General features: G+C 45.3%; 21 protein-coding genes. 5 read left to right on the top strand and 16 right to left on the bottom strand.

The genetic code is table 11. The annotated features are described in order from the left end of the window. Window positions 1-1,439, top strand: a 1,439-nt coding sequence (locus A142_RS09855) for a potassium/proton antiporter (protein ID WP_019821544.1), incomplete at its 5' end; no start/stop codon positions are given. On the opposite strand, the gene A142_RS09850 is transcribed toward A142_RS09855, so the two are convergent. The 11 genes from A142_RS09850 to aspA form a co-directional block, all read right to left on the bottom strand. Further along, window positions 1,436-2,065: a response regulator gene (locus A142_RS09850; protein ID WP_019821543.1), complete on the bottom strand. Its 630-nt coding sequence runs from the start codon at window positions 2,063-2,065 to the stop codon at window positions 1,436-1,438. The genes A142_RS09855 and A142_RS09850 overlap by 4 nt on opposite strands. A 211-nt stretch (window positions 2,066-2,276) precedes the next feature. Continuing rightward, window positions 2,277-4,130, bottom strand: a complete 1,854-nt coding sequence (locus tag A142_RS09845; RefSeq protein WP_019821542.1) for a protein-disulfide reductase DsbD — start codon at window positions 4,128-4,130, stop codon at window positions 2,277-2,279. A 175-nt stretch (window positions 4,131-4,305) separates the two neighbouring features. Beyond that, window positions 4,306-4,794, bottom strand: a complete 489-nt coding sequence (locus A142_RS09840) for an arginine repressor (protein WP_004729722.1) — start codon at window positions 4,792-4,794, stop codon at window positions 4,306-4,308. A 326-nt stretch (window positions 4,795-5,120) separates the two neighbouring features. Further along, on the bottom strand, window positions 5,121-5,585 hold the full coding sequence (pyrI, locus tag A142_RS09835; protein WP_004729721.1) for an aspartate carbamoyltransferase regulatory subunit: 465 nt from the start codon (window positions 5,583-5,585) through the stop codon (window positions 5,121-5,123). Between the two features lie 15 nt (window positions 5,586-5,600). Then, window positions 5,601-6,530, bottom strand: a complete 930-nt coding sequence (pyrB, locus tag A142_RS09830; RefSeq protein ID WP_004729720.1) for an aspartate carbamoyltransferase — start codon at window positions 6,528-6,530, stop codon at window positions 5,601-5,603. A 499-nt stretch (window positions 6,531-7,029) separates the two neighbouring features. Further along, on the bottom strand, window positions 7,030-8,040 hold the full coding sequence (locus A142_RS09825; RefSeq protein ID WP_004729719.1) for an ornithine carbamoyltransferase: 1,011 nt from the start codon (window positions 8,038-8,040) through the stop codon (window positions 7,030-7,032). 141 nt (window positions 8,041-8,181) lie between these two features. Then, the gene (gene arcC, locus A142_RS09820) at window positions 8,182-9,093 is read right to left on the bottom strand and encodes a carbamate kinase (RefSeq protein WP_019821541.1); all 912 of its coding nucleotides are present in this window, start codon (window positions 9,091-9,093) and stop codon (window positions 8,182-8,184) included. Window positions 9,094-9,165: 72 nt separating this feature from the next. Further along, window positions 9,166-10,389 (bottom strand): arginine deiminase, encoded by a 1,224-nt coding sequence (gene arcA, locus A142_RS09815; protein ID WP_017062724.1) that lies wholly within the window; start codon window positions 10,387-10,389, stop codon window positions 9,166-9,168. Window positions 10,390-11,197: 808 nt separating this feature from the next. Next, window positions 11,198-12,646: a YfcC family protein gene (locus A142_RS09810; RefSeq protein ID WP_017062726.1), complete on the bottom strand. Its 1,449-nt coding sequence runs from the start codon at window positions 12,644-12,646 to the stop codon at window positions 11,198-11,200. A gap of 510 nt (window positions 12,647-13,156) precedes the next feature. Continuing rightward, window positions 13,157-14,464 carry an anaerobic C4-dicarboxylate transporter gene (locus A142_RS09805; RefSeq protein ID WP_019821540.1) on the bottom strand — a complete coding sequence of 436 codons (1,308 nt, stop codon included), beginning with the start codon at window positions 14,462-14,464 and terminating at the stop codon, window positions 13,157-13,159. A 180-nt stretch (window positions 14,465-14,644) separates the two neighbouring features. Further along, complete coding sequence (aspA, locus tag A142_RS09800; RefSeq protein ID WP_019821539.1) at window positions 14,645-16,096, bottom strand: aspartate ammonia-lyase; 1,452 nt, start codon at window positions 16,094-16,096, stop codon at window positions 14,645-14,647. 284 nt (window positions 16,097-16,380) lie between these two features. Between aspA and A142_RS09795 the strand changes: the two genes are divergently transcribed. Next, window positions 16,381-16,905: an FxsA family protein gene (locus A142_RS09795; protein ID WP_012604974.1), complete on the top strand. Its 525-nt coding sequence runs from the start codon at window positions 16,381-16,383 to the stop codon at window positions 16,903-16,905. Window positions 16,906-17,104: 199 nt separating this feature from the next. Here the strand turns inward: A142_RS09795 and A142_RS09790 are convergent, their stop codons facing one another. From A142_RS09790 to A142_RS09775, 4 genes are all read right to left on the bottom strand, one after another. Then, on the bottom strand, window positions 17,105-17,584 hold the full coding sequence (locus A142_RS09790) for a tRNA (cytidine(34)-2'-O)-methyltransferase (protein ID WP_019821538.1): 480 nt from the start codon (window positions 17,582-17,584) through the stop codon (window positions 17,105-17,107). Window positions 17,585-17,667: 83 nt separating this feature from the next. Then, window positions 17,668-18,285 (bottom strand): superoxide dismutase, encoded by a 618-nt coding sequence (locus A142_RS09785; RefSeq protein WP_019821537.1) that lies wholly within the window; start codon window positions 18,283-18,285, stop codon window positions 17,668-17,670. Window positions 18,286-18,361: 76 nt separating this feature from the next. After that, window positions 18,362-19,744 (bottom strand): envelope stress sensor histidine kinase CpxA, encoded by a 1,383-nt coding sequence (gene cpxA / locus A142_RS09780; protein ID WP_019821536.1) that lies wholly within the window; start codon window positions 19,742-19,744, stop codon window positions 18,362-18,364. After that, window positions 19,744-20,433 carry a response regulator gene (locus A142_RS09775; RefSeq protein ID WP_019821535.1) on the bottom strand — a complete coding sequence of 230 codons (690 nt, stop codon included), beginning with the start codon at window positions 20,431-20,433 and terminating at the stop codon, window positions 19,744-19,746. Before A142_RS09775 ends, cpxA begins: the two co-directional genes overlap by 1 nt. A 178-nt stretch (window positions 20,434-20,611) precedes the next feature. Here A142_RS09775 and A142_RS09770 point away from each other — a divergent pair, with 178 nt between their 5' ends. The 3 genes from A142_RS09770 to pfkA all read left to right on the top strand — a co-directional run bounded on the left by A142_RS09770 (window position 20,612) and on the right by pfkA (window position 23,473). Then, window positions 20,612-21,121, top strand: coding sequence for a CpxP family protein (locus A142_RS09770; RefSeq protein ID WP_010435378.1), 510 nt, complete (start codon window positions 20,612-20,614; stop codon window positions 21,119-21,121). A gap of 163 nt (window positions 21,122-21,284) precedes the next feature. Further along, on the top strand, window positions 21,285-22,193 hold the full coding sequence (fieF, locus tag A142_RS09765; RefSeq protein WP_029405387.1) for a CDF family cation-efflux transporter FieF: 909 nt from the start codon (window positions 21,285-21,287) through the stop codon (window positions 22,191-22,193). Between the two features lie 317 nt (window positions 22,194-22,510). Further along, window positions 22,511-23,473 (top strand): 6-phosphofructokinase, encoded by a 963-nt coding sequence (pfkA, locus tag A142_RS09760; RefSeq protein WP_029405386.1) that lies wholly within the window; start codon window positions 22,511-22,513, stop codon window positions 23,471-23,473. 150 nt (window positions 23,474-23,623) lie between these two features. Here pfkA and tpiA read toward each other — a convergent pair whose 3' ends face one another. Next, window positions 23,624-24,394 (bottom strand): triose-phosphate isomerase, encoded by a 771-nt coding sequence (gene tpiA / locus A142_RS09755; protein WP_017061158.1) that lies wholly within the window; start codon window positions 24,392-24,394, stop codon window positions 23,624-23,626. Window positions 24,395-24,510 lie beyond the last annotated feature (116 nt).

The raw sequence follows: 24,510 nt of genomic DNA, 5'->3' as shown, positions 1-24,510 counted from the left end.
CTCTAACCGGTTTAATGGCGGCTTGGCTGTTTGACCTGTCACTGATGCAGGGCATTTTGGTCGGCGCAATTGTCGGTTCAACCGATGCGGCAGCGGTATTCTCTTTGCTAAAAGGGCAGAGCCTCAACGAGCGTGTTGGCTCAACCCTAGAGATTGAATCGGGCACCAACGACCCAATGGCGGTCTTCCTGACGGTGACCTTAATCGCGTTACTTGGCACCCCAGATGCCGAGATGGGAATGAACTTCCTACTGAAAAGCTTCGCGATGCAGTTTGGTGTTGGCACGCTTATCGGGCTTGGTGGTGGTTGGGTTCTATGGAGTCTAATCAACCGAGTACAGCTGGCTGATGGCCTGTATTCGATTCTTGTGCTCAGTGGTGGTGTGGCTCTGTTTGCCTTCTCTAACATGCTTGGCGGTAGTGGCATCCTATCGATTTACCTAGTGGGCTTGTTCATTGGTAATCGTCCGACGCGCTCTCGACACTCGATTCTTAATGTTCTCGATGGCATGACGTGGCTCAGCCAAATCGTGATGTTCTTAGTGTTGGGTCTATTGGTGACGCCATCGACCTTGATGGATATTGCACTTCCAGCATTAGCATTGGCTTTCGGCATGATCTTGTTTGCTCGTCCACTGTCGGTTTGGTTGGGCTTGCTGCCGTTCAGAAGCTTTACCACCAAAGAGCGCTGGTTTGTTTCTTGGGTCGGTTTACGTGGTGCAGTGCCGATCATTCTGGCTGTGTTCCCGATGATGGCTGGCCTACCTAATGCTCAGTTGTACTTCAATATCGCCTTCTTCGTGGTTATGGTGTCGCTGATTGTTCAAGGCGGCAGCTTAATGAAAGTCGCGAGATTGGCTCAGGTGACGTTACCTCCGACGCCGACACCGATTTCTCGTACAGGCATTGAAATCTACCCTGCTAGTGAGTGGGAGATGTTTGTCTATAAGCTGAAAGAAGAGAAGTGGTGTGTGGGCGAACCACTGAAACGCTTGTCTATGCCGGAAGGAACGCGAATTACTGCACTGTTTAGAAAGGATGCCTTGCTTCACCCATCGGGCAGTACCGTGCTAGAGGCGAACGATATTCTCTGTGTGCTTGGCCAAGATAAAGACCTAGATAGCCTAAGTGAGCTATTCAGTGAGGCACCTTTAGCTGAAGACGCAGCTCGATTCTTTGGTGATTTCTTCCTTGAGGTTGGATTATCGATTGCCGCGGTGAGTGACTGCTATGGCATTGAGCTTGGCTCGGAAGAAGAGCGCGACATGACCTTAAAACAATTGGCTGAACGGGAACTTGGCGCGCACCCAGTATTGGGCGATAGCTTCGAGTGGCATGACATCAATTGGGTAGTCGCAGAGATAGATGATCATAAAGTCGTCAAGCTGGGTTTGTGTTTGCCTAAGACGACTTTAGAAGAGGATATAAGCGAAACCTAGTTATGGACTTCTTGTAGCAAGATAACCGCTTGAGTTCGGTTTTTCACATCCAGTTTACGGAAGATGGCTGTCATATGTGCCTTGATGGTCGCTTCCGAAACATTCAATTCATAGGCGATTTGCTTGTTCAGCAGACCGTCAGAAAGCATCCCTAATACTTTGTATTGCTGAGGCGTCAATGTGGAAATCTTTTCCGCAAGGTCGCTACAGGCAGCATTGTTGGTAATCAGCCCTTCAGGGAAGAACGGGTCGCCATTCAGCACTTGATTGAGTGCGCTCACCAATTCACGCATATCACTCGACTTAGGAATGAAGCCAAACGCACCGTGGCTCTTTACTTGGGTCACTACGCTGGCATCTTCACTGGCAGAAATCACCACAATTGGTAGATCTGGGTATTCAGCACGAAGTTGAATGAGGCCAGACATACCATTTGCTCCCGGCATTTTCAGGTCGAGAAGTAGCAGGTCGGGTTCATCCTCTTTCTTAAGCAGAGTCAGTAAGGCGTCGAGAGAATCAGCCTCAAGCAGGTTCGCACCGCTGATCGCCATATGAACTGACTGAAACAGGGCGTTGCGGAAGAGAGGGTGGTCATCAGCAATGATGATGGTATAGGTCGAGTCCATGACGTTCATACTTTTAACAATTTAGTTAATATTTATTATCATCCTGATTGAGTATGTGGACAATATCTATGCATTAAAAGTCTGAACCATATCGACTTTTATCCCTGTTCTTGGAAAGCGTTTCCTATAATCACAAAAAAGCCGCACTGCCATCTCGTTATGAGGAGCAATGCGGCTTTTGCTAGAGCTTGTATTTAGACGAATGTCGTCGTTATAGCTGGTGGTCTTGCATGTGTTTTAAGAATACATCGGCAGGCATAAAACCAGTCACACGAGCATTTGGAACATGGTTACCCTCGCCATCCCAGAACTCAATCGTAGGCAAGCCGAGTACCTGCAATTGTTTAAGCAGTTCAATATCTTGAGGCATGTTTCTTGTTACGTCAGCCTGTAGCAATACGAAGTCAGAAAGCTTGTTCTCAACATCAGCTTGATGGAAGGTGTACTTCTCGAACTCTTTACACGCTACACACCAATCGGCGTAGAAATCGAGCATCACAGGTTTACCCAGTTTCTTCGCTTCGATGAGTTGAATCTCTAGCTCTTCAACGGTGTTGATGCGTGCAAATTGGATGTGCTGCTGTTCTACGGTTACGCTCTTCTCCGCAAACCAATAATTCAATGCAGGCTGTGCCGAAGCGAATAAGCCAAGCATCGCAATGATGCCCACCGCGCTCTGTTTCCAGCCGCCGAATGGTAGTGCATTTTTGCTGTGGTAAAGCCAACCAAAGGCGATGAAGCCAAGGCCAGACCAAAGCACAGTTGCCCATAATTCAGGGATAATGCGCTCTAGCAGGAAGATAGGTGCTGCTAGCAAGATAAAGCCGAATACGATTTTTACCTTGTCCATCCAGCTGCCTGCTTTCGGCAGTAGCTTATTACCAAATACCGCAACCAAAATCAGTGGGATACCCATACCCATCGCCAATGCGTACAGAGCAATTGCGCCGGTAAACAGGTCACCACTTTGAGCGACATACAGCAGCGCACCGGATAGTGGGGCTGTAGTACAAGGCGAACACACCAAGCCAGAGATAGCACCCATCGCGAACACGCCCAAGGTATTGCCACCTTGTTGCTTGTTACTTTGGTTGTTGAGCCAGGTTTGGATGCTGCTTGGAAGCTGCAGGTTATAAACGCCAAACATCGACATGGCTAAAGCCACGAACAGAACGCTCAACGCAATTAACACGTAAGGATGTTGCATCGCCGCTTGGAACTGCATGCCTGCAGAGGCAACCACTAAACCTAATAGGGTGTAGGTTAGTGCCATACCTTGCACATAGATGAAGGACAACATCAGCGCACGACCTTGGCTGAGCTTGCCGCCACCTAATACGATACCCGTTAGAATTGGGTACATAGGCAGAACACACGGTGTAAAGGCTAAGCCAACACCAAGCGCTAAGAATAATAGTGGCGTCCACCAACTGTCACCGAGCTTATCGGCTAGGCTCGCTTCTTTTGAAACGGGTGCACTTGATTGTGGAGTGGTGTTAGTTGCAACGTCTGCTTTTGGAGATGCTTGCTGTGTTGAAACATCGGCGTCATTGTTTGCAGCCGATGACTCTGGCGACACTACATTAGTTTGAGAGTCGCCTGAATCTGTAGCTGTAAATGGTTCAATATCGATGATTCGAGTTTCGGGTGGATAGCAGAAACCTGCATCCGCACAGCCTTGATATTTAACGATCAGCTGTGAACCATCTTGGTAACTCTGTAGCGGAACTTGCACGAATAATGGCTGGGTATAAATGCTCACCTCACCAAAGAATTCATCTTGGTGTGGCTTACCATCTTCTAATTCAACATTGCCGAGCGCGAGATTTTGCCCAGTGAAAGAGAGGCTATGTCGGTAGAGGTAGTAGCCTTCTTTAACTTGCCAGTCGAGAAGCACCTTGCCGTCTTGCTGGTAGTAATTGAAAGGGAAAGCTTGGTCAACAGGGACAAAACCGTTGTTATTGCCTCCGAAGCTTGGCTCGGCGTTGTCGTTTCCAAAAAGCGCCCACGCAGGCTGGGTGAACAGGGAAACACAAACAAAAAGTAATGTGGCAAGTCGTCGCATACTATTTAGTCATCAAAATGGAGTTGAAGGTATCTTAACTCAATCAGACCGTAATAGTTTGTGATTAGTTTCATCGACCAGCAAATATCCGCTACGGCGGGTGAGCCACTTTCTCAGGCAGTCGAGAGAAGGTTAGCTGTGCAACTGCAGTGAACAGCCCTTGCCAATAAGACATTTAGGCAACACCTAAGCGTGCTCTGACTACTTGTTCACAAGCATCGATATTCATCGTGTCTTTCGGGATAATTAGCACGGTGTCATTGCCGCCAACCGTACCGATAATCTCGGTATGTGGGTCGATATCGACTAATCTTGCGACCAACTGTGCGCAACCAGGGTTTGTTTTTACGATCACCATCGCTTGGTTGTGAGTAATTAATTCGATTTGTGATGAGATTGAGGCATCGACACGCACAGGCGCGCTTTCAACCGTGATGCAGTAAACCTTTTTACCACAGGCATTCTGAATTTTGACAACGCCAAGCTGTGACAAAATGCGAGAGACGGTCGATTGACTGATACCTGTATAGCCAATGTCGACGAGTTTCTCGCGCAGTTGATTCTGGGTCGAGAAGCTTTGTTGTTGTAGTAAGCGTTTGCACGCGGCAGTCAGTGTTTTATCTTCAGCTGAATACAAGCAACCGTGCTCAGTGATTTGGTTCATGAACAACTCCTTAAGGTCAACGTGTTGATATCGCTTGTCCATAGCGCAGAACGCACTCCCAAAGCCGTAGAGTACGATTGTTAATTAGGGCTTACCGATGAACCCCGAAATAAGAGGGAGGGTATGCGAGATGTATGATCATCTATTCATTTAGTCTAACACTAAAGGATAGTTATCTTTTTGAAGGCGATCACCAAACAAAATTCTGGTTAATTGCTTTTATTGTGGGGTTTTATTCTTTGGTTAAATGGATATTTATTCCGTGTTGGGAATAAATATCCATGAATTATTAAGGGTTTTTATTGCGCAGGTAATAGCGCTAAGGGTTAGCGAATTTCACTCATGATCTCGCGAGAGAATACTTTTTCACAGTAGTGACATTTTAGCTGTACGTTTTCGTGTTTTAGCTGCACTTTAAAGCTGCTTTCGACAGGTTCACCGTGCGAAATACAGTTGCTATTTGGGCAAGCGAACACACTGTTGATTTGTTCTGGCAGCACAAGTGTTAGCTTGTTGACCACTTTGTACTCTTCAATCTGATTCACAGTCGCTTGTGGAGCGTACAGAGCCAATTGGTTGGCTTGTTCCTTGGTCAGAAAGATGTTCTCAATCTTGATTAGGTCTTTGTTGCCGAGCGCTGATGATGGCAGGTTTAACCCCATCGTGATGCGTTGTTCTGTTTTATGCAGCTTGAACAGTTTGAGAATTTTAATCCCAAGATGAGCAGGGATGTGGTCAATCACGCTGCCGTTACGGATCGCTTCTACTTGTAGCTGAGTTTGTTTAACCATGACTGTATCTCCTGCTTATAAAGTGTCGTTTAGAACTAGGGCTAATAAAGCTTCACGTGCATACACGCCGTTTTCAGCTTGTTCGAAGTAGTAAGCGTGTGGCGTTTTATCGACGTCAGTTGTGATTTCGTCGACACGTGGCAGTGGGTGAAGCACCTTCATGTTTTGGCGAGCGTCTTTCAGCGTATCGGCCGTCAGAATGTAAGCCGATTTCATGTGCGCGTATTCTGACGCATCAAAGCGCTCTTTCTGTACGCGAGTCATGTACAGAACATCCAGTTCAGGCACCACTTCTTCAATGCTGCTGTGGGTGCTGTATTGGATGCCCATCTCTTCCAGTTCTTCACAAATGTAATCTGGCATGGCTAACACTTCTGGCGCGATAAAGAAGAAACGCACGTTATTGAATTTTGATAGTGCTTGCGTCAATGAGTGCACGGTGCGGCCATATTTTAGGTCGCCAACAAATGCCACATTGAGGTTGTCGAGCGTGCCTTGCGTTTCATAAATTGAGAATAGGTCCAACAAGGTCTGTGTTGGGTGCTGATTGGCACCGTCGCCACCATTCACAATTGGCACACCGTTAGAGAACTCAGAAGCTAAACGTGCTGCGCCTTCTTGTGGGTGACGCATCACAAAGGCGTCAACGTAAGAAGAGATAACTTGCACCGAATCGGCAAGTGTTTCGCCTTTTTTCGCCAGCGATGTGTTACCGCCATTATCAAAACCGATGACCGTGCCACCTAGGCGTTGAACTGCGGTTTCAAATGAAAGGCGAGTTCGAGTTGAAGGCTCAAAGAAGCAGCTCGCCACCACCTTATTTTTCAGCAGCTCTGGATTTGGTTCTGCTTTGAGTCTTGCGGCAGTATCGACGATAAGCTCCAGTTCATCACGAGATAGCTCTGGAATGGAGATGATGTGCTTGTTAAATAACGAATGCGCCATAACGGGTCTTCCTTTTTCTATGCATACAGTCAAATTGCGGACAAAAAAAAGCCCCCTAAAAATAGGAGGCTTCGAAACGATCAATAGAGCAAAATAAAAATGACACCACCGCCACTCTTTGGCGTGTAGTTTGACAATTATGTGCGACAGAATTGCGGTTCATTTTTTGCTCTCTTTAGACAAATTGCGGAGGATTATACTCAGATAAAAAGGCCATGCAATACTTTCCGTAAAGTATTAATTTAATGGATTTTTATGCGAAATTACGTCCGTTTCTAGCTTCCATTTAAGCCTTTGTTGGAACTGCGAATCTCAGGCTTTTTCAGGTAATAATCTCTTCAAGGACATGAAAAAAAATGCGGGTTTTATCCAAGGTTAAAATCCCAAGAACGCCACCCGCATTTCCCTGTTATTGCACTTAACTTGTCAATATCTTGCGAACAAGTGCGTGCTTAACTTCTTAACTTCTTAACTTCTTAACTTCTAACTTTTTAATTTATTAGCTGCCAAGTGTTGCAACCATTACTGCTTTGATGGTGTGCATGCGGTTTTCTGCTTCATCGAACACGATTGAGTATTCAGACTCGACCACTTCATCCGTCACTTCTACGCCATCTTTAAGCTGTGGATATTCAGCAGCAAGCTGTTTGCCGACTGTTGTATCTTCGCCGTGGAAAGCGGGTAGGCAGTGCATGAATTTCACATGTGGGTTGCCTGTTGCCTTGATCATGTCCATATTGACTTGGTAAGGCATCATTAGGTTGATGCGCTCAGCCCATGCTTCTTTCGCTTCGCCCATCGATACCCAAACGTCGGTGTATAGGAAGTCACAACCTTGCACGCCTTCTTGAACATCTTCAGTCAGTGTTATTTTGCCGCCAGTGTGTTCTGCGATTTCACGACATTGAGCCAATAGCTCTTCTTGTGGCCAGAATTGTTTTGGAGCAACAAGGCGAATGTCCATGCCCATTTTCGCCGCGCCAACCATCAGAGAATTACCCATGTTGTTACGAGCATCACCTAGGTAAGCAAAGCTGATTTCATGCAGTTGTTTACCACGGCCGTATTCCGTCATAGTTAGGAAGTCAGCCAGGATTTGTGTTGGGTGGAATTCGTCAGTCAGGCCATTCCATACTGGTACGCCAGCGTAAGCGCCTAGCTCTTCAACGATCTCTTGACCGAAGCCGCGGTATTCAATGCCATCGTACATACGGCCAAGAACGCGAGCGGTATCTTTCATTGATTCTTTGTGGCCAATTTGAGAGCCAGATGGGCCTAAGTAAGAAACTCGAGCACCTTGGTCGAATGCAGCAACTTCAAATGCACAGCGAGTACGAGTTGAGGTTTTCTCAAAGATAAGTGCGATGTTTTTGCCAGTCAGTGTTGGCTGTTCGTAACCGTTGTACTTCGCTTTTTTTAGCTCCATAGAAAGATCTAACAAGTGTTGAATTTCGCGTGGAGTGAAATCTAGTAGTTTTAGGAAGTTACGATTGCGTAGGTTAAAAGCCATGATGTATTCCTTCTTAGATTTAGGCGCTTTCCTGTTACAGGGAAAGAAAATTCAAGAAAGCGCGATTCAATTTTTGTGTATTAATTTCAGTTCAAACGGTGATTCAGTTTTCTCGCAAGGCTTAAAAAGCTCGCGAGTGGATTAATCTTTGGTGATATTGGTGCCCGCCAGGCCTTGCAGGATTTGCAAACCATCTTCGAGCGCACCGATACCGACGACCTTGCCGCCTTGTTGGATGAATTCGCATGACGCTTCAATTTTTGGCCCCATTGAGCCTGCATCAAATTCGAATTGCGCCAGTTCACTTGGTGTGGTGCTGCGCAGTGCGTGTTGAGTCGGTTTGCCCCAATCAAGGTAAACAGCGTCCGCGTCGGTCAAAATAAGCAGCGCATCCGCATCCAGTTGTTTCGCTAAGAAAGCCGCTGACATGTCTTTGTCGATAACTGCTTCAACACCGACTAATTTACCGTTCTCTTTTTTCACTGGGATGCCACCGCCGCCGGTACAAATTACGAGGTGGCCTGCATCGATAAGTTGGGTGATCGCTTCGTGCTCAACAATGCCAGTAGGGCGTGGGCTTGGCACAACGCGACGGAAGTGTTGGCCGTCTGGTTTGACGATCCAGTGGAATTTCTCCGCTAATTCACGCGCTTCCGCTTCTTCGTAGATCGGGCCAATCGGCTTAGTTGGATCGGCGAATGCAGGATCGTTTGGATCAACCGTCATTTGCGTCAACATGCACGAGATGTTGCGGTTAGGCAGATAGTTCTTGAACTCTTGCATCAGCATGTAGCCGATCATGCCTTGAGTCTCACTGCCCAACACATCTAGCGGATATGGATTTACTTTTTTGTATTCCAAACCTTGCAGAGCCAGTAAACCAACTTGTGGGCCATTACCATGTACTAGAACCACGTTGTACACTTTCGCGATTTCAGAGATGGTTTTAACCGCTGTTTCAATATTACGGCGTTGAACATCGGCTTCTAACGGCTCACCGCGACGAAGTAGGGCGTTACCGCCGAGTGCAACAACAACAGTTTGCTTAGTCATAATTGTGTTCTCTCATTTTGGCCAAGCTGAGATTATTTAAGATCGTTCAACTTGGCCGTTTCGTCTTAGTGATTAGATACCATCACGCTCAATTGGGCAGCTCATGCAGCGTGCGCCACCGCGACCTCGGCCAAGTTCGTCTCCTGGAATCGGAAGAACCGTGATGCCAGCTTTGTCGTATTTTTCATTGGTGTAGGTGTTGCCTTCGTAACCAATCACAACGCCAGGTTTAACCGTTAGAACGTTGTTTGCATCGTTCCACTGCTCACGTTCTGCATGGAAGTTGTCACCACCGGTCGTGATTAGGTTTAGCTTGTCTACGCCAAGTGCTTTTTCGATAGCCGTTACGAAGTAGCCTTCTTCTTTCACTTTCACTGCGCCAGACTCATCGCCAGTTAGATTCCAGCACTGTACGTCTTTACTCACCACTTCAGGGTAAACAGAGAACGTATCTTCGTTCATGTGCGTCATCACGGTGTCTAAGTGCATGCAAGAGCGGTGTTTTGGTAGCTGCATTGCGATAACTTGTTTCGCTTGACCGTGTTTGAATAGGCTAGATGCTAAGTGCTCAACACCTTGTGCTGTTGTACGCTCAGACATACCGATAAGAACCGTGCCGCGACCGATTACAAGAACGTCACCGCCTTCAATGGTTGAGTTGTCGTAGCTGATGTTTTCTTCATCGCCGAAGTACTTAATGAAGTCTTGGCCAGCAAATGTTGGGTGCCAGCGGTAAATAGCGCGAACGTGGTTGGTTTCACGTTGACGAGCAGGTTTCGCCATCGGGTTGATGGATACGCCACCGTATACCCAGCAAGATGTGTCACGAGTAAATAGGTGGTTTGGTAACGGTTCGATAATGAAGTCGGTTGGTGCGTGCATGCCTTGCATCATTGAAGATGATTTCATTGGCATCTCAGCGTAAGACAGACCGCCGGTTAGGATTTTTGCTAGTTCTAGGTTTGGTAAGTCGCCCAAGTAGCAGCGCACATCGTTAGCAAAAGTTTTGCCTAAGCGGTAATCAGAAACTTGATGATTCAAAAGCCAATCTTTCGCTTCTGGCACGGCTAGCGTGTCTGCTAGTAGGTCAGTAAGAAGAAGAACTTCAACACCTTGATCACGCAGCGTTTGAGTAAATGCGTCATGCTCTTTACCTGCACGCTCAACAGCCAGTACGTCATCAAACAGTAAATCGTGACAGTTAGAGGGTGTTAGGTGAGTCAGTGCGCGTCTTGGACGGTGAACTAGAACGCGGCGTAATTGACCTATTTCAGAACCTACATAGAACTTACTCATGATCGTCTCTCTCTTATATATTTGAATTACTTTTATCGCTAAGAGTAATTATTTATTTTCAGTTGAGAAGAATGAATTATTTTATTCATATCTCTTGTCTGGAATTAATATTACGCCTGCTAGTCAGGTATTCTTAGAGATCTATCACAAATCGTTTTTTATCCCGCAGCCCTTTAAAATTAAGGGTTTTAACAAAATTTATGCACTTTCAGTCATGACTAATACCTTCTAAATAGTTAGCAGTTAGGGAACTTTATGCACGCTTTTTTGACGAAACTTACTAGAATCTAATTTACGAGGGATTATATGCAGAATAGTTTTGTTGATAAGAATGTACTTAGCTTGGAAATATGCAGTGTTTTTATTTAGATATTTAATTTTGAATGTGGAATTAATTATTTATTAACAAAGTAAATGCGAATAAAGCTGTTGTGATCACATTTTAAAATCGGCTATTTAAGTGTGTTTTTTGATAAAAAAGGGCATTAACCCTCGTCTATTTATTAGGCTGTAAATTACTTTAAATATAATTAACGCTAATAAGTGACTAACTATTTGTTTAAACATCATGGTTGAAAATAGAGTGTTATTTCATCAAGAAAATTGGATGTTAAAAAGTAGGATTGATTCTTCTATTGCAAGCACTTTGAGTTTGGCTGAGCTTTGCTACGAACAGAAGATACCTTGAATATCGCGTGTATGGCTTTGAGGAGCTGTTTCAGTAGCAGAGGGTTATATTGTAGAGGGAACAATAAAAAAGCCGCTGTGAGAAGCGGCTTTGGATGAGATAGGTGTGAAGTGCTGTTAGTTAGATAAGCGCACCAATACTCAGTACAACAATACAGAAAACCATCAAGATACCGACTAGTGGCATCACCCATTTAACCCAGCGAACATAAGGGACGCGAGCAATCGCCAAACCACCCATCACCACCGCGGAGGTTGGGGTGATTAGGTTCACCAAGCCAGATGCTGATTGGTACGCAGTGATAACCAAGTCACGACCTACACCGGCAAAGTCAGCCAATGGTGCCATGATTGGCATGGTAAGCACCGCTAAGCCAGAGGTTGATGGCACTAAAAACGACAGTAGAATCTCTAAGAAGAACATCACGTTAATGAAGATAACCGAAGAGAGTCCCGTTACCATTTGTTCTGCAGAGAACAGAATAGTATCGGTGATCATACCGCGGTCCATCACCACAACGATACCACGTGCAATACCTATGATAAGCGCAACGCCAAGTAGGTCGCGGGCACCATCAATGAAGCTGGTGGTAAACTCTTCTTCGCTCATGCGAGCCACAATACCAACGATGATGGTTGCTGCTAGGAACATCGCTGAGATTTCAGCCATCCACCATCCAGCAACGGATACACCGTAAATCATCACAGCGAACGAGCCACCAAAAATGGTCAGAATCAGTTTGCGAGTTGCTGTGAATTCAAGTTTTTCGCCGCTCGCATTACCCAAGAAGTGCGCTTTGTTCTCTTCGTATTTGTCGTAGACAATTGATGTTGTTGGGTCGGCTTGAACCATTCTTGCGTAACGCATCACGTAGGCAACACAAATACCCCAACCAATAATCAACATCGCAATACGCAACACGATACCGTCCGTAAATGGAATACCAGAGGCGTTGGCAGCGATCACGGTTGCGAATGGGTTAATCGTTGAACCCAGAACCCCAATACCTGCACCAAGCAGTACGGTCGCAGCGGCAACAAGAGGGTCAAAGCGAGCTGCCATCATTACCGGCACTAGCAATGTATAGAAGGGCAGTGATTCTTCGGCCATGCCGTAGACGGTACCACCTGCGGCAAACAGCGCCATCAGTATTGGTATCATCAACTCTTCTCGCCCTTCTAAGCGGGCGGTGACGCGTTCGATACCGGCATCAATGGCACCCGTTTTGGTTACTAGCCCTAAGAAGCCACCAATGATTAAGATGAACAGCGAAACGTCGATAGCCGCCGCTTCATAGCTATTGTGGTCATAGAAGCCGTCAATAGGCGCGAGCAGTACATCAATCACGCCTTGAGGGTTACCTTCTACCGCTTGATAGGTTCCGGTTACGGGTACTTCTCGGCCTAGCTCTTCATTCATTGCACGGTCGTATTGGCCTGCTGGAACAATCCAGGTAAGCAGTGCGACGAACGCAATCAGAATAAATAGAATGGTGTAGGCAGAAGGGAATTTAAAGTTGGCAAAGAAGCCGCCCTTTTTTTTCTCGCTTGGTATCGTTTGAGTTGTCATGGCTATCTCCTTACATCATCTTAAATATAAGTGATGTGAATTAGCGACTAATGATTTATAGATTGTAAATACATGGACACTTATAAAGCACTCAACGATATAAAGTTGCTGACTTTAAATTAAGGTTGTTTTTATATTTACTAATCCAAATGAAGTTAGATTTAATTTAGCTGCGGTTATTTTATTCCTTACTCCGGTATTTAAGTTTGGTGCTGTTCACAAAAATAATGGCTAATGAACGGGCTGAGAAATGGCAGAAAATCGTCAAGGTTTTTTGGTTAGTTAGCTTGGATTAATATTCGTTGTGGATTAACTGGAAGTGGAAGGAGATTGATTTGGTAGGTGTTGTTTATGATTAGGCAGAATAATCTTGGAATTTTATTCAAACTTTATTTTTAGGCGGTTTTTAAAGTTTATAATGGTTATTTGATGCGTATCAAATAACACATTGAGCAGAAAACAAAAAAGGAAGCCGAAGCTTCCTTTTAAATGTTCAATCACCAGCGAATGTTAGATAAACAGACCGCCGAATGCGAAGCCGAGTGCTACCGCAGTACTGATTGTTACCACACCTGGAATGAAGAATGGGTGGTTGAATACGTAGTTACCGATACGCGTTGAGCCTGTGTCATCCATCTCAACCGCTGCCAGTAGCGTAGGGTAAGTTGGAAGTACGAACAGCGCACTTACCGCAGCAAAAGAAGCAACGGCTGTTAGTGGTGCTACGCCAATCGCTAGTGCTGCAGGCATCAGTGCAACTGTTGTTGCGCCTTGAGAGTAAAGCAGCATAGAAGCGAAGAACAGAACAAGAGCCAGCATCCATGGGTAGTCAGCCAGTAGAGCGCCTGCTACGTCTTTGATTTCAGCAACGTGTGCGTTTACAAACGTTGAACCTAACCAAGCCACACCAAGTACACATACACATGCCGTCATACCAGAACGGAACGTTGGTGCTGAAGAAATCTTCGCTGCATCAATCTTAGTGAACATCACGATAGCCGCTGCTGCTGCCAGCATTACAGACATGATCGCTTCGTTACGACCTAGCGCTGGGTTTTCAATTAGGCCAACAGAGCTAGAGATAGCCGCTGCGTAACAAACCACGAAACCAATTGCTGCTAGGAAGATGTACGTTGCTTTCTTCGCTGTAGGTAGAATTTCGCGTTTCTCTTCTGTTGCTAGCTTGATTAGACCTTTCTCTAGACGTTCTTGATAAACAGGATCGTCTTTCAATTCGCTACCCATGTAGTTCGCGACAATCGCACCAACCATACAAGCGATGAAGGTTGTTGGGATACAAACCATCAATAGCGTTAGGTAATCAACACCAAAGGGTGCCAACATTGCTGCGAAAGCCACAACTGCAGCCGAGATTGGCGAAGCTGTGATAGCAATTTGAGAAGCGACAACTGCGATAGACAGTGGACGAGAAGGACGAACACCTTGGCCTTTCGCTACTTCTGCAATAACAGGAAGCGTAGAGAATGCTGTGTGACCAGTACCCGCCATTAATGTCATTACAAAGGTCACAATCGGCGCGTAAAAGGTGATGCGTTCAGGGTGTTTACGCAAAAAGTTTTCGGCAATTTGTACCAACCAGTCCATACCGCCAGCAACTTGCATTGCAGCAATTGCGGTGATAACTGACATGATGATCAAGATTACGTCGATCGGGATGAAAGATTGGCTTGTTGGAACGCCAAGAATAAGTGAAAGGGCAATAACACCAGCACCACCGGCAAAACCAATACCGATACCGCCAATTCTGGCCCCCAAAAAGATAAAGAGCAGGACGACAAACAGTTCTACTGCAATCATAAGTAACACCTCATTTAGATTTTATTATGTGAACATTCGCCGCTGGAATGTTCACATAATAGTTCTATGGTTTAGATTCAATTTGGCAAAAGCGCAACCAACGGAAATCCACAAAATAATCATGGTTAACCGTATTGGAGCCTAAAAAAGGGCTCCGTTTGGAACCCTTTCTCGCTAACTTTATTCGTAGCGCTTCGCTTTATACTGAGGATGCATCAAATTTTCAACAGAGAAAATGTCATCAAGTTCTTCTTCGGTTAATAAACCGCGCTCTAGAACCACATCACGAACGCTCTTACCTGTCTCAGCACAGATCTTACCAACAATGTCACCCTCGTGGTGGCCAATGTATGGGTTTAGGTAAGTAACGATACCGATAGAGTTAAATACGTGAGATTCACACACTTCTTTGTTTACAGTAATGCCGTCTACACACTTGTCGCGTAGGTTCACACAAGCGTTTGTTAGGATGTCTAGAGACTCAAACATGCTTTGTGCAATAACGGGTTCCATTACGTTCAGTTGTAGTTGACCACCTTCTGCAGCGAAAGAAACCGTGTTGTCGTTACCTAGAACTTTAAAGCAAACTTGGTTTACTACTTCTGGCACAACTGGGTTTACTTTAGCAGGCATGATTGAAGAACCGGCTTGTAGTTCAGGTAGGTTTAGCTCGTTCAGACCAGTACGTGGGCCAGAAGAAAGCAGACGCAAATCGTTACAAATTTTAGACAGTTTCACAGCTAGACGCTTAAGTGCGCCGTGCGTCATTACGTATGCGCCACAGTCAGACGTTGCTTCGATAAGATCTTCAGCCGCTACACATTCTAGGCCAGTTACTTCTGCTAGGTGCTTAACTGCTAGGCCTTGGTAACCCGGTGCTGCGTTCAGACCTGTACCGATAGCCGTTGCGCCTAGGTTTACTTCAAGCAGTAGTTTTGAAGTGTATTCTAGGTTTTTGATTTCTTCATTGATGGTTACAGCCCAAGCGTGGAACTCTTGGCCAACCGTCATTGGAACTGCGTCTTGAAGCTGAGTACGACCCATCTTCAAAATCGTGTTGAATTCTTGGCTCTTAAGCTCGAATGCACCTTTTAGGTATTCGATCGCATCAATCAGTTTACGAACGCTGTTGTAAACAGAGATACGGAAGCCAGTTGGGTAAGCACAGTTTGTAGATTGGCTGCGGTTTACATGGTCGTTCGGGTTGATGAACTCGTATTGGCCTTTTTCTTTGCCCATAAGTTCAAGAGCCACGTTCGCAACAACTTCGTTTGCGTTCATGTTTACAGAAGTACCAGCACCACCTTGGAAAACGTCCGATGGGAACTGATCCATGCACTTACCCGTGTCTAGAATTAGGTCACAAGCTTGGATGATGTATTTAGCCACTTCGCTTGGAATTACACCTAACTCTTTGTTTGCTAAAGCCGCTGCTTTCTTAGTCATCACCATACCGCGAACGAATTCAGGTACATCTGAGATCGTTACATTTGAGATGTTGAAGTTTTCAACTGCGCGTAGAGTGTGGATGCCGTAGTAAGCATCAGCCGGAACATGACGTTGACCTAATAGATCTTCTTCGAGACGAGTAGCTTGAGGAGCTTCAACTTGAGCTTCTGATTGAGTAGCCATAACAGGATCCTTAGAGAATTATTCTGATTATATAGTTAGTTATTAGCCTATTCTGTGTGCAAATACTCCGTTCGCTAGAATATTGGGCTGATAAATCCGTCCTGACTTATGTGGCACATGATACTGTACTTAGCGCATAAAAATATTAAGTGGATCACCTTTTTCGGTTTTGTTTCGTCAATATTTTGCAAAGTTATTCTTGGTCAATAAACACGCTTATTTACAGGATAAATTTGAGATTGTTAGGGCTTTCAGCGTAAACTGCAAGGAACAAAGGAGGGCGTGTGTTTCCTATCTTATTATTACTATTTATCTTCGTACCCATCATTGAGATTGGGCTATTTATTCAAGTTGGTGGCTTCTTAGGATTGTGGCCAACTATTGCGTTGGTTTTGATCACTGCATTTGTGGGTGCATCGCTGGTTCGTAGCCAAGGCATTCAGACACTTATGTCTGTGCAAGGTCGTTTGCAACAAGGCGAAATGCCAGCACAACAGATTCTTGAAGGCGTGATGCTTGCAGTTGCCGGTGTATTGCTGCTGACTCCGGGTTTTATGACGGACGCACTCGGTATGTTGGTATTATTGCCAGCACCAAGAGCGATGATTGCCAAGAAAATGATGGAAAAAATGGTGGTGACCAACATGTCTGGTGGTTTCCATGCCGGTGGACAAGCTGGTTTTGGCCAGAGCCCATTTGGACAAGACCCATTCAATCGCGATCCATCTGACCAATCAAAAGACGGCAACACCTTTGAAGGTGAGTTTGAGAAGAAAGACGACGACAACGATCGTAACCGCTTAAACTAATCCGTTGTTTCTATTCTTTGTTTTTCTCTCTTCTTTATATAGAGGGAAAACAGAAAAGGCTCTTACCTTTATCCTTCGCAAGAAAGTGATAATGGTAAGAGCCTTTTTTATTGTCTGTCGCTAGCTGTTACTTACTGTTTACTATCGATAACAGATAACAGATAACAGATAACAGATAAAAGATAAGCTTGGTGTTCGGTTATACCGCGCCTTCAAAACCCATTTGTCGCCATGCTTCAAAAGCAATGATTGCCACTGCGTTAGACAAGTTGAGGCTGCGTGCGTCTGGCATCATTGGAATACGAATACGTTGCTCCATTGGCATGCTTTCGATGAACTCAGCAGGCAGACCGCGAGACTCAGGGCCAAACATCAGTACATCACCTTGTTGGAATTTCGCATCAACGTGGTGGCCTGTCGTTTTAGTGGTGCAAGCAAAGATGCGGAAGTCACCCTCGCGTTCATTCTCTAGATACTCAAGGAAAGCTTCTAGGTTCTTGTGACGCTTAACTCGTGCAAGGTCGTGATAATCTAAGCCCGCACGACGAACTTTTTTCTCTTCGAAATCAAAACCAAGCGGCTCGATAAGGTGCAGGTTTGCGCCGCAGTTAGCTGATAGGCGGATGATGTTACCCGTATTGGGCGCGATTTCTGGTTCGTATAGAGCGATATCAAACATGTTGGTTCACAAGAATAATCAAAGATAGCCAGAGTATACGGTGGCAAGCTGAGTGAGTACAGTTCGCCACCGTCACCATTCGCTTAAGCTTGGTTCGTTAGTGCTTGCGCGTAGTTTTCAGATACGGCATTCCAATTCACTACGTTCCACCATGCATTGATGTAATCAGGACGACGGTTTTGGTAGCTGATGTAATAGGCGTGTTCCCAAACATCGAGTGCAAGAATGGGCTCGCCATTACTGGCAACGGTATCCATCCACGGATTATCTTGATTTGAGGTCGAGATGATCTTCAGTTGTCCTTCTTCAACCACTAGCCAAGCGAAGCCTGAACCAAAGGTATTGATTGCCGCTTGAGCGAACTGATCTTGGAATGTCTCGAAATCTCCGAAAGTACTTCTGATAGCCTCGCCAAGCTCGCCCGTGGCTTCACCACCACCGTCTTGCGACATGCAGTTCCAATACAAGATGTGGTTGTAGTAACCGCCACCATTGTTACGAACCGCTGGGCTGTGCTGAGAAATGTTAGCGAAGATCTCGGTCAGAGACTGTTGCTCTAGCTCGCTGCCAGAAATAGCCGCAACAAACTTATCGTAGTAGGTTCTATGGTGCTTGCTGTAATGCATTTCCATCGTCTTAGCATCAATGTAAGGTTCTAGGGCGTCGTAAGCGTAGGGTAAAGTAGGGAAAGTGTGCGACATAGTAAATCCTCCATAATTAGAGGATTTACCATAGTGATAATAACAATCATTATCAACTGTGATCTTTGTGGGGGTATTACACCGGTAAGATAGGCAGCGTGATTTCGAGCTGTAATCCACCTAGTTTACTGCGGCTTGCTGTGATCGAACCACTGTGTTGACGAATCGCACTTTCTGTAATGGTTAACCCCAATCCTGTTCCGCCTGAGTTTCGATCTCTTGCCGTTGAAACACGATAGAAAGGTCGGAAAATTGAATCTAATTCGTCATCAGGAACGCCTTCACCGTTGTCATTCACGCAAATCGTCAGTTGGTCTTGTTGAACACTAAATTGAACATCAACTTGGTCTCTACCATAGTAAATGGCATTGCGAGTAATATTGTCGAGCGCGCTCATCAATAACTTCGGATTACCCGAGATAGAACGATTAGGAATTTTTGAAAACCTCATCTGCTTGCCCATTTGCTCTGCTTCAAACTCTGCGTCTTTTAGGATCTCTTCCCACAGGCTCGATAAGGGTTGCACTTCACGTGTGATGTGACTATCGACCTGCATACGAGACAAAGTTAAAAGTTCACTGATCATCTGTTCTAAACGCTGCGCTTCAGTATCGATACGCTCTAGCTCTTGGCTGTCGCCTTGCTTACGAATGGCGAGTGCATTCGCCATGCGTAATCGAGTGAGTGGAGAACGTAATTCATGAGATATATCAGACAATAAACGTTGCTGCCCTGAAATCATCTGGTTTACTGCTTCGACCATCTGGTTAAAGCTCTCACCGGCTTGTCTGAATTCTGATGTGCCTTTTTCCAGTTGAGGGTCAACCTCAAATTGACCTTTAGCAACGCGTTGTGCAGCAAGTTCTAGCCTTCGTGCTGGTTGACTTAGCGCCCAAGCTAACCAAAGCAGCAGCGGGGTACTCGCCAGCATCACGGCAAGTAATAACTGTAATGGTTTATCAAACAGTCGCAGTAAAAATGGTGGTGGCTGATCCCATTTAACTCCGATGTACATCATCAGGTCTTCACCGGCGAGTGAAACTGGGATTGGGCCTGCCACCATGTAATGCCCATACAGCTTTTGTTTTGGCACTTCAGGGTTATCAATCGTAGTCACGAAATTGCGAATTGCTTTCACTTTGTAATCTGAATGCTTTTTAGTCGTTAGTACTGAGCCTTCAAGGTCAGTCAAATACATCCGAGGGCGTGTGTCTTTTCTGCTGCGGGTTGGGCCTTCCAGTTGGAAGACAATCTTGCCTAAGTTGTCTTCTTTGGCGAATCGCTTCTCTGTACTTTTCGCAATGCGTTCTAATTTCTTGAGGTGCTCGACCGGTACATCGCGAGCAACTCGAGGATCTAAGTGTGGCAGTGATAGCACCGACAAAAGCACCAGTAACATGGTGAACCAAAAGATAGCAAAGATACGTCCATATAAGCTGGTGATTTTAGGTATACGCATTAATCCTCCTCTACTAACAAGTAGCCACGACCTCGTAAGGTTTTAATGCGAGATTTCCCGTCGCTGCGTTCTGGAATCTTCTTGCGCAGGTTAGATATGTGCATATCAATCGCACGGTCAAACGCCGCTAGCCTTTTACCTAACACGTCTAAACTCAATGCTTCTTTGGTGATCACTTGTCCAGGGTTCTGGATTAGGTGACTCAAGAGAGCGAACTCGGTAGTGGTGAGATCGATAATCTGACCATTGCAATAAGCTTCTTGTTTACCCGGGAAAACTTCGATGTCTTGATCTTGAACTCTATCACTGGCCGCTTTAGGCGCGGTGGCGGTTTGAGTACGACGCAAGATAGCTCGAATACGCGCTAACAACTCTCGGTCACTGAAAGGTTTAGGCAGGTAATCATCCGCGCCAAGTTCAAGACCAATCACACGGTCGATCTCTTCGCCTTTTGCGGTCAGCATTAGCACGGGTGTTTCCCAATTTTCTCTCAGTTTCTTTAGTGTTTCCATGCCATTAAGACGCGGCATCATCACATCTAAAAGAATCAGGTCAATCTCATCATTGATAGCTTCCAGCCCTGCATAGCCATCATTGGCTTCGGAAACAGTGAAGCCCTCAAAGCTCAGAATGTCTTTGAGTAAGCTGGTTAACTCGGTGTCGTCATCAATAAGAAGAATGTTCGCCATTGGGAAGCCTTAATCATTTAGTTAGGTTAATAATACTGCTAATTATTCGTCAACTTTCACTCTTTACGATTCTTTACGCTTTCTAAACGTCACTTTACGAGGGAAAGACTAATCTATATTCAAGCGCTGAGAAACAGACGCAACACATGACTTATTATACCGAATTGAGGCAACAATTATGAAAATGACTAAGAAACTTGTACTAGCAGCTGCGGCACTTCCACTTATTTTTGGTACAGCAAGCGCGTATGCTTACGGTGGTGGTGATAAAGGTGACCACAAAGGTATGCACGACAAGTGTGGCGGTTTCGATAAAAAAGTAATGCGCCAACTAGACCTAACCGACGCTCAAAAAGAACAGTTAAAAGAGATGCGTGAAGCAGACCGTGCTGAGATGAAAGCAAAGCGCGGTGCAAACAAAACGGCAAAAATGGCGCAAATGAAAGCGCATCACGAAAAGGTTCAAGCTCTAGTATTGGCCGACAACTTCGATGAAGCCGCTGCAAACGATCTAGCAAGCCAAATGGTTGCTAAGCAAACTGAACGTCGTGTCGCAATGCTGAAGAAACAACACGACATGATGAGCGTTCTGACAGCAGAGCAAAAAACTCAATTGAAAGAGATCCAACAAGAGCGTATGAGTAAGTGCGCTGACAAAATGGAAAAACGCATGAACAAAGACAAATAGTCTTTCATCTAATCTGGTGTTTAATCCCCAGAATAATGTGAAAAAGCGGCCGTGTGCCGCTTTTTTTGATCCCTTAAAATGAATCTCTTACATCATGTCTGTCATATTCAATTGATTGTTTGCAGGTTATACTTTGTGCTATCAGTCATTTTATAGCCAAATTATGAAACAAGAATACGCACGTTTAGTTACGCTCGCCGCTTGGGCAGCCACTACCATCGCCACAATTTTATTGATCGTGAAGGTCGCAGCATGGTGGGTGACCGGCTCTGTGAGTCTGTTGGCTTCCGTGGTTGATTCCTTGTTAGATATTGCGGCGTCAGTCGTGAACCTAATCGTCGTTCGATACTCTCTCCAGCCTGCCGATAAAGAACATACTTTTGGTCATGGCAAAGCTGAATCTCTTGCAGCACTAGCACAAGCGATGTTTATTTCCGGCTCCGCTTGTTTCCTTATACTTAATGGTATTGAACGCTTCTTTAGGCCTCACGAACTGAACTCTCCTGAAATTGGTATCTACGTCAGCTTATTCGCGATGGTGATGACTTTTGGTCTGGTTCGCTTCCAAAAACATGTGGTCAACAAAACGGGTAGCCAAGCTATTGCAGCCGATTCATTGCACTATCAATCAGACCTTTATATGAACGCCGCGATCATGCTGGCACTGGCATTAAGTTGGTTTGGGCTTGGCCAAGCGGACTCTGTATTTGCGGTGGGTATTGGTATCTACATTCTGTACAGCGCTTATCAAATGGCGATGGAAGCGGTTCAGTCTCTGCTTGATCATAAGCTGCCTGATGAAGAACTAAAGCAGATAAAAGAGACATCATTGAGCGTGGAAGGTGTGTTGGGTGTGCATCAATTACGAACGCGTCGCTCGGGGCCAATACGCTTCATCCAACTGCATCTAGAATTGGAAGATAATATCCCACTTATTGAAGCGCATCGCATTTCTGACGAAGTAGAGGCTAAGCTTATCTCCGTGTTCCCTGATGCTGATGTATTAATTCACCAAGACCCGTATTCGGTCGTATTTGGACCAGAGAAGCAGCAGAAATTCCACTCGTGGTAATGCGTGCTAAAAATCAGCGGGCAAATGGTAAGTGGGTGGCTTTTGAACTAAAGTGAGTAAAAATTACTAACTGTTAAGTGATTCAAAAACCACCTTAGTAACAATTAATGTTGATTCTGATGTGAATCAACAAAGTTATTGAGTAAAACTGTAATACTCTTACAGAAGTAGAAATGTTACATAATTTTACGCGATTTGAGTGCTATTCCTGTTGAGGAAATGTAACATAACGCACAAATATAGATTTAAAATCTTGTTGATATACAATCAGCAAGAACAAGAATTGAATAATAGATTCCCAAAAATCGAGGGTGAGCATGATTAAGAAGATCGGTGTTTTGACCAGTGGTGGTGACGCTCCAGGTATGAACGCAGCAGTTCGCGGCGTTGTTCGTACTGCGTTATCAGTTGGCATTGAAGTTTACGGTATTTACGATGGCTACCAAGGCCTTGTTGAAGACCGTATCGAAAAGCTTGACCGTTCAAGCGTATCTGACGTGATCAACCGTGGTGGTACTTTCTTAGGTTCTGCACGTTTCCCTGAATTTAAAGACGTTGCTGTTCGTGAGAAAGGCATTGAGAACCTTAAGAAGCACGGTATCGAAGCACTTGTTGTTATCGGTGGTGACGGTTCTTACATGGGTGCTAAGAAGCTGACTGAAATGGGTTACCCATGTATTGGTCTTCCAGGCACAATCGATAACGATATCGCGGGTACTGACTACACAATCGGTTACCTAACAGCGCTTAACACTGTTATTGATTCAATTGACCGTCTACGTGACACGTCTTCTTCTCACCAACGTATTTCTATTGTTGAAATCATGGGCCGTCACTGTGGTGACCTTACGCTTATGTCAGCAATCGCGGGTGGTTGTGAGTACATCATTACTCCAGAGACTGGCCTAGATAAACAACAGCTTATCAGCAACATCCAAGATGGTATTGCTAAAGGTAAGAAGCACGCAATCATCGCTCTAACTGAGTTAATGATGGATGCTAACGAACTGGCTAAAGAGATTGAATCTTCAACAGGTCGTGAAACTCGTGCAACGGTTCTTGGTCACATCCAACGTGGTGGTCGTCCTACTGCATTTGACCGTGTATTGGCTTCTCGTATGGGTAACTACGCTGTTCACCTTCTTCAAGAAGGTCACGGTGGTCGTTGTGTTGGTATCGAGAAAGAAGAACTTGTTCACCACGACATCATCGATTGTATCGAGAACATGCAGAACCCAGACCGTTCTGAGCTGTTCCGCGTTGCAGAAGAGTTGTTCTAAGCCACGCTTAGCGTTCGCTTAAAGAATTTAAAAACCGCTGATTATTCAGCGGTTTTTTTGTGCCTGCCGTTTGAGGTTTTAGGAATGACAGGTAATAAAAAAGGCCAACCTAAGTTGACCTTTCATCTAATCTAAACGGTGAGGTTTAAATTAAGCTTTTGCTTCAGCTGCTGCTTTAGCGATAGCTGCGAAGCTTTTCGCGTCTAGAGCTGCGCCGCCAACTAGAGCACCGTCGATGTCTGGTTGTGCGAAGTAAGCTGCTGCGTTTTCTGGCTTAACAGAACCGCCGTATTGGATAACAACTTTCTTAGCAACTTCTTCAGATTTCTCTGCGATGTGTGCACGGATTTGAGCGTGGATGCGTTGTGCATCTTCAGCTGTAGCTGCTTTACCAGTACCGATAGCCCAGATTGGTTCGTAAGCGATGATAGCGCCTTCAAGAGCTTCAACACCTTGAGTGTTGATAACAGCGTCAAGTTGACGAGCACATACTGCAACAGTTTCGCCTGCTTCGTTTTGTGCTTCAGATTCACCGATACAAAGAACTGGAGTTAGGCCGTTCTCTTTTAGGAATGCGAATTTCTTAGCTACGAACTCATCTGATTCGTTGTGGTATTCACGACGCTCAGAGTGACCGATGATGATGTGAGATGCGCCGAACTCTTTAAGCATTGCTGGAGACATGTCGCCAGTGAATGCACCGCTGTTGTTTAGGTCAGAGTTTTGAGCACCTAGGATGATCGCGCTGCCCGCTTCAGTAAGCGTACGCTCTGCTAGATCAACGAAAAGTGCTGGTGGAGCAACTGCTACGTCTACGCCTGTTACGCCTTCAAGTTCAGCGTTAAGACCGTTTAGTAGATCAACAACCATTTCTTTGCTGCCGTTTAGTTTCCAGTTACCCATAACTACAGGATGACGCATAGGAATATCTCCAAAGTATTTAAATAAATCGAATGTAAAAAAGTAAACTTTATTACGAAATAATATAACAGATTAATATCAACAGATCATGACTGTGGTCATGACTTTCTTGGATC

The organism is Vibrio splendidus 12E03, from assembly GCF_000272105.2.
Classification (GTDB): Bacteria; Pseudomonadota; Gammaproteobacteria; order Enterobacterales; family Vibrionaceae; genus Vibrio; species Vibrio splendidus_I.
Note: the sequence above shows the minus strand (reverse complement) of the source record. Positions and strands in the feature narration are given on the sequence as shown.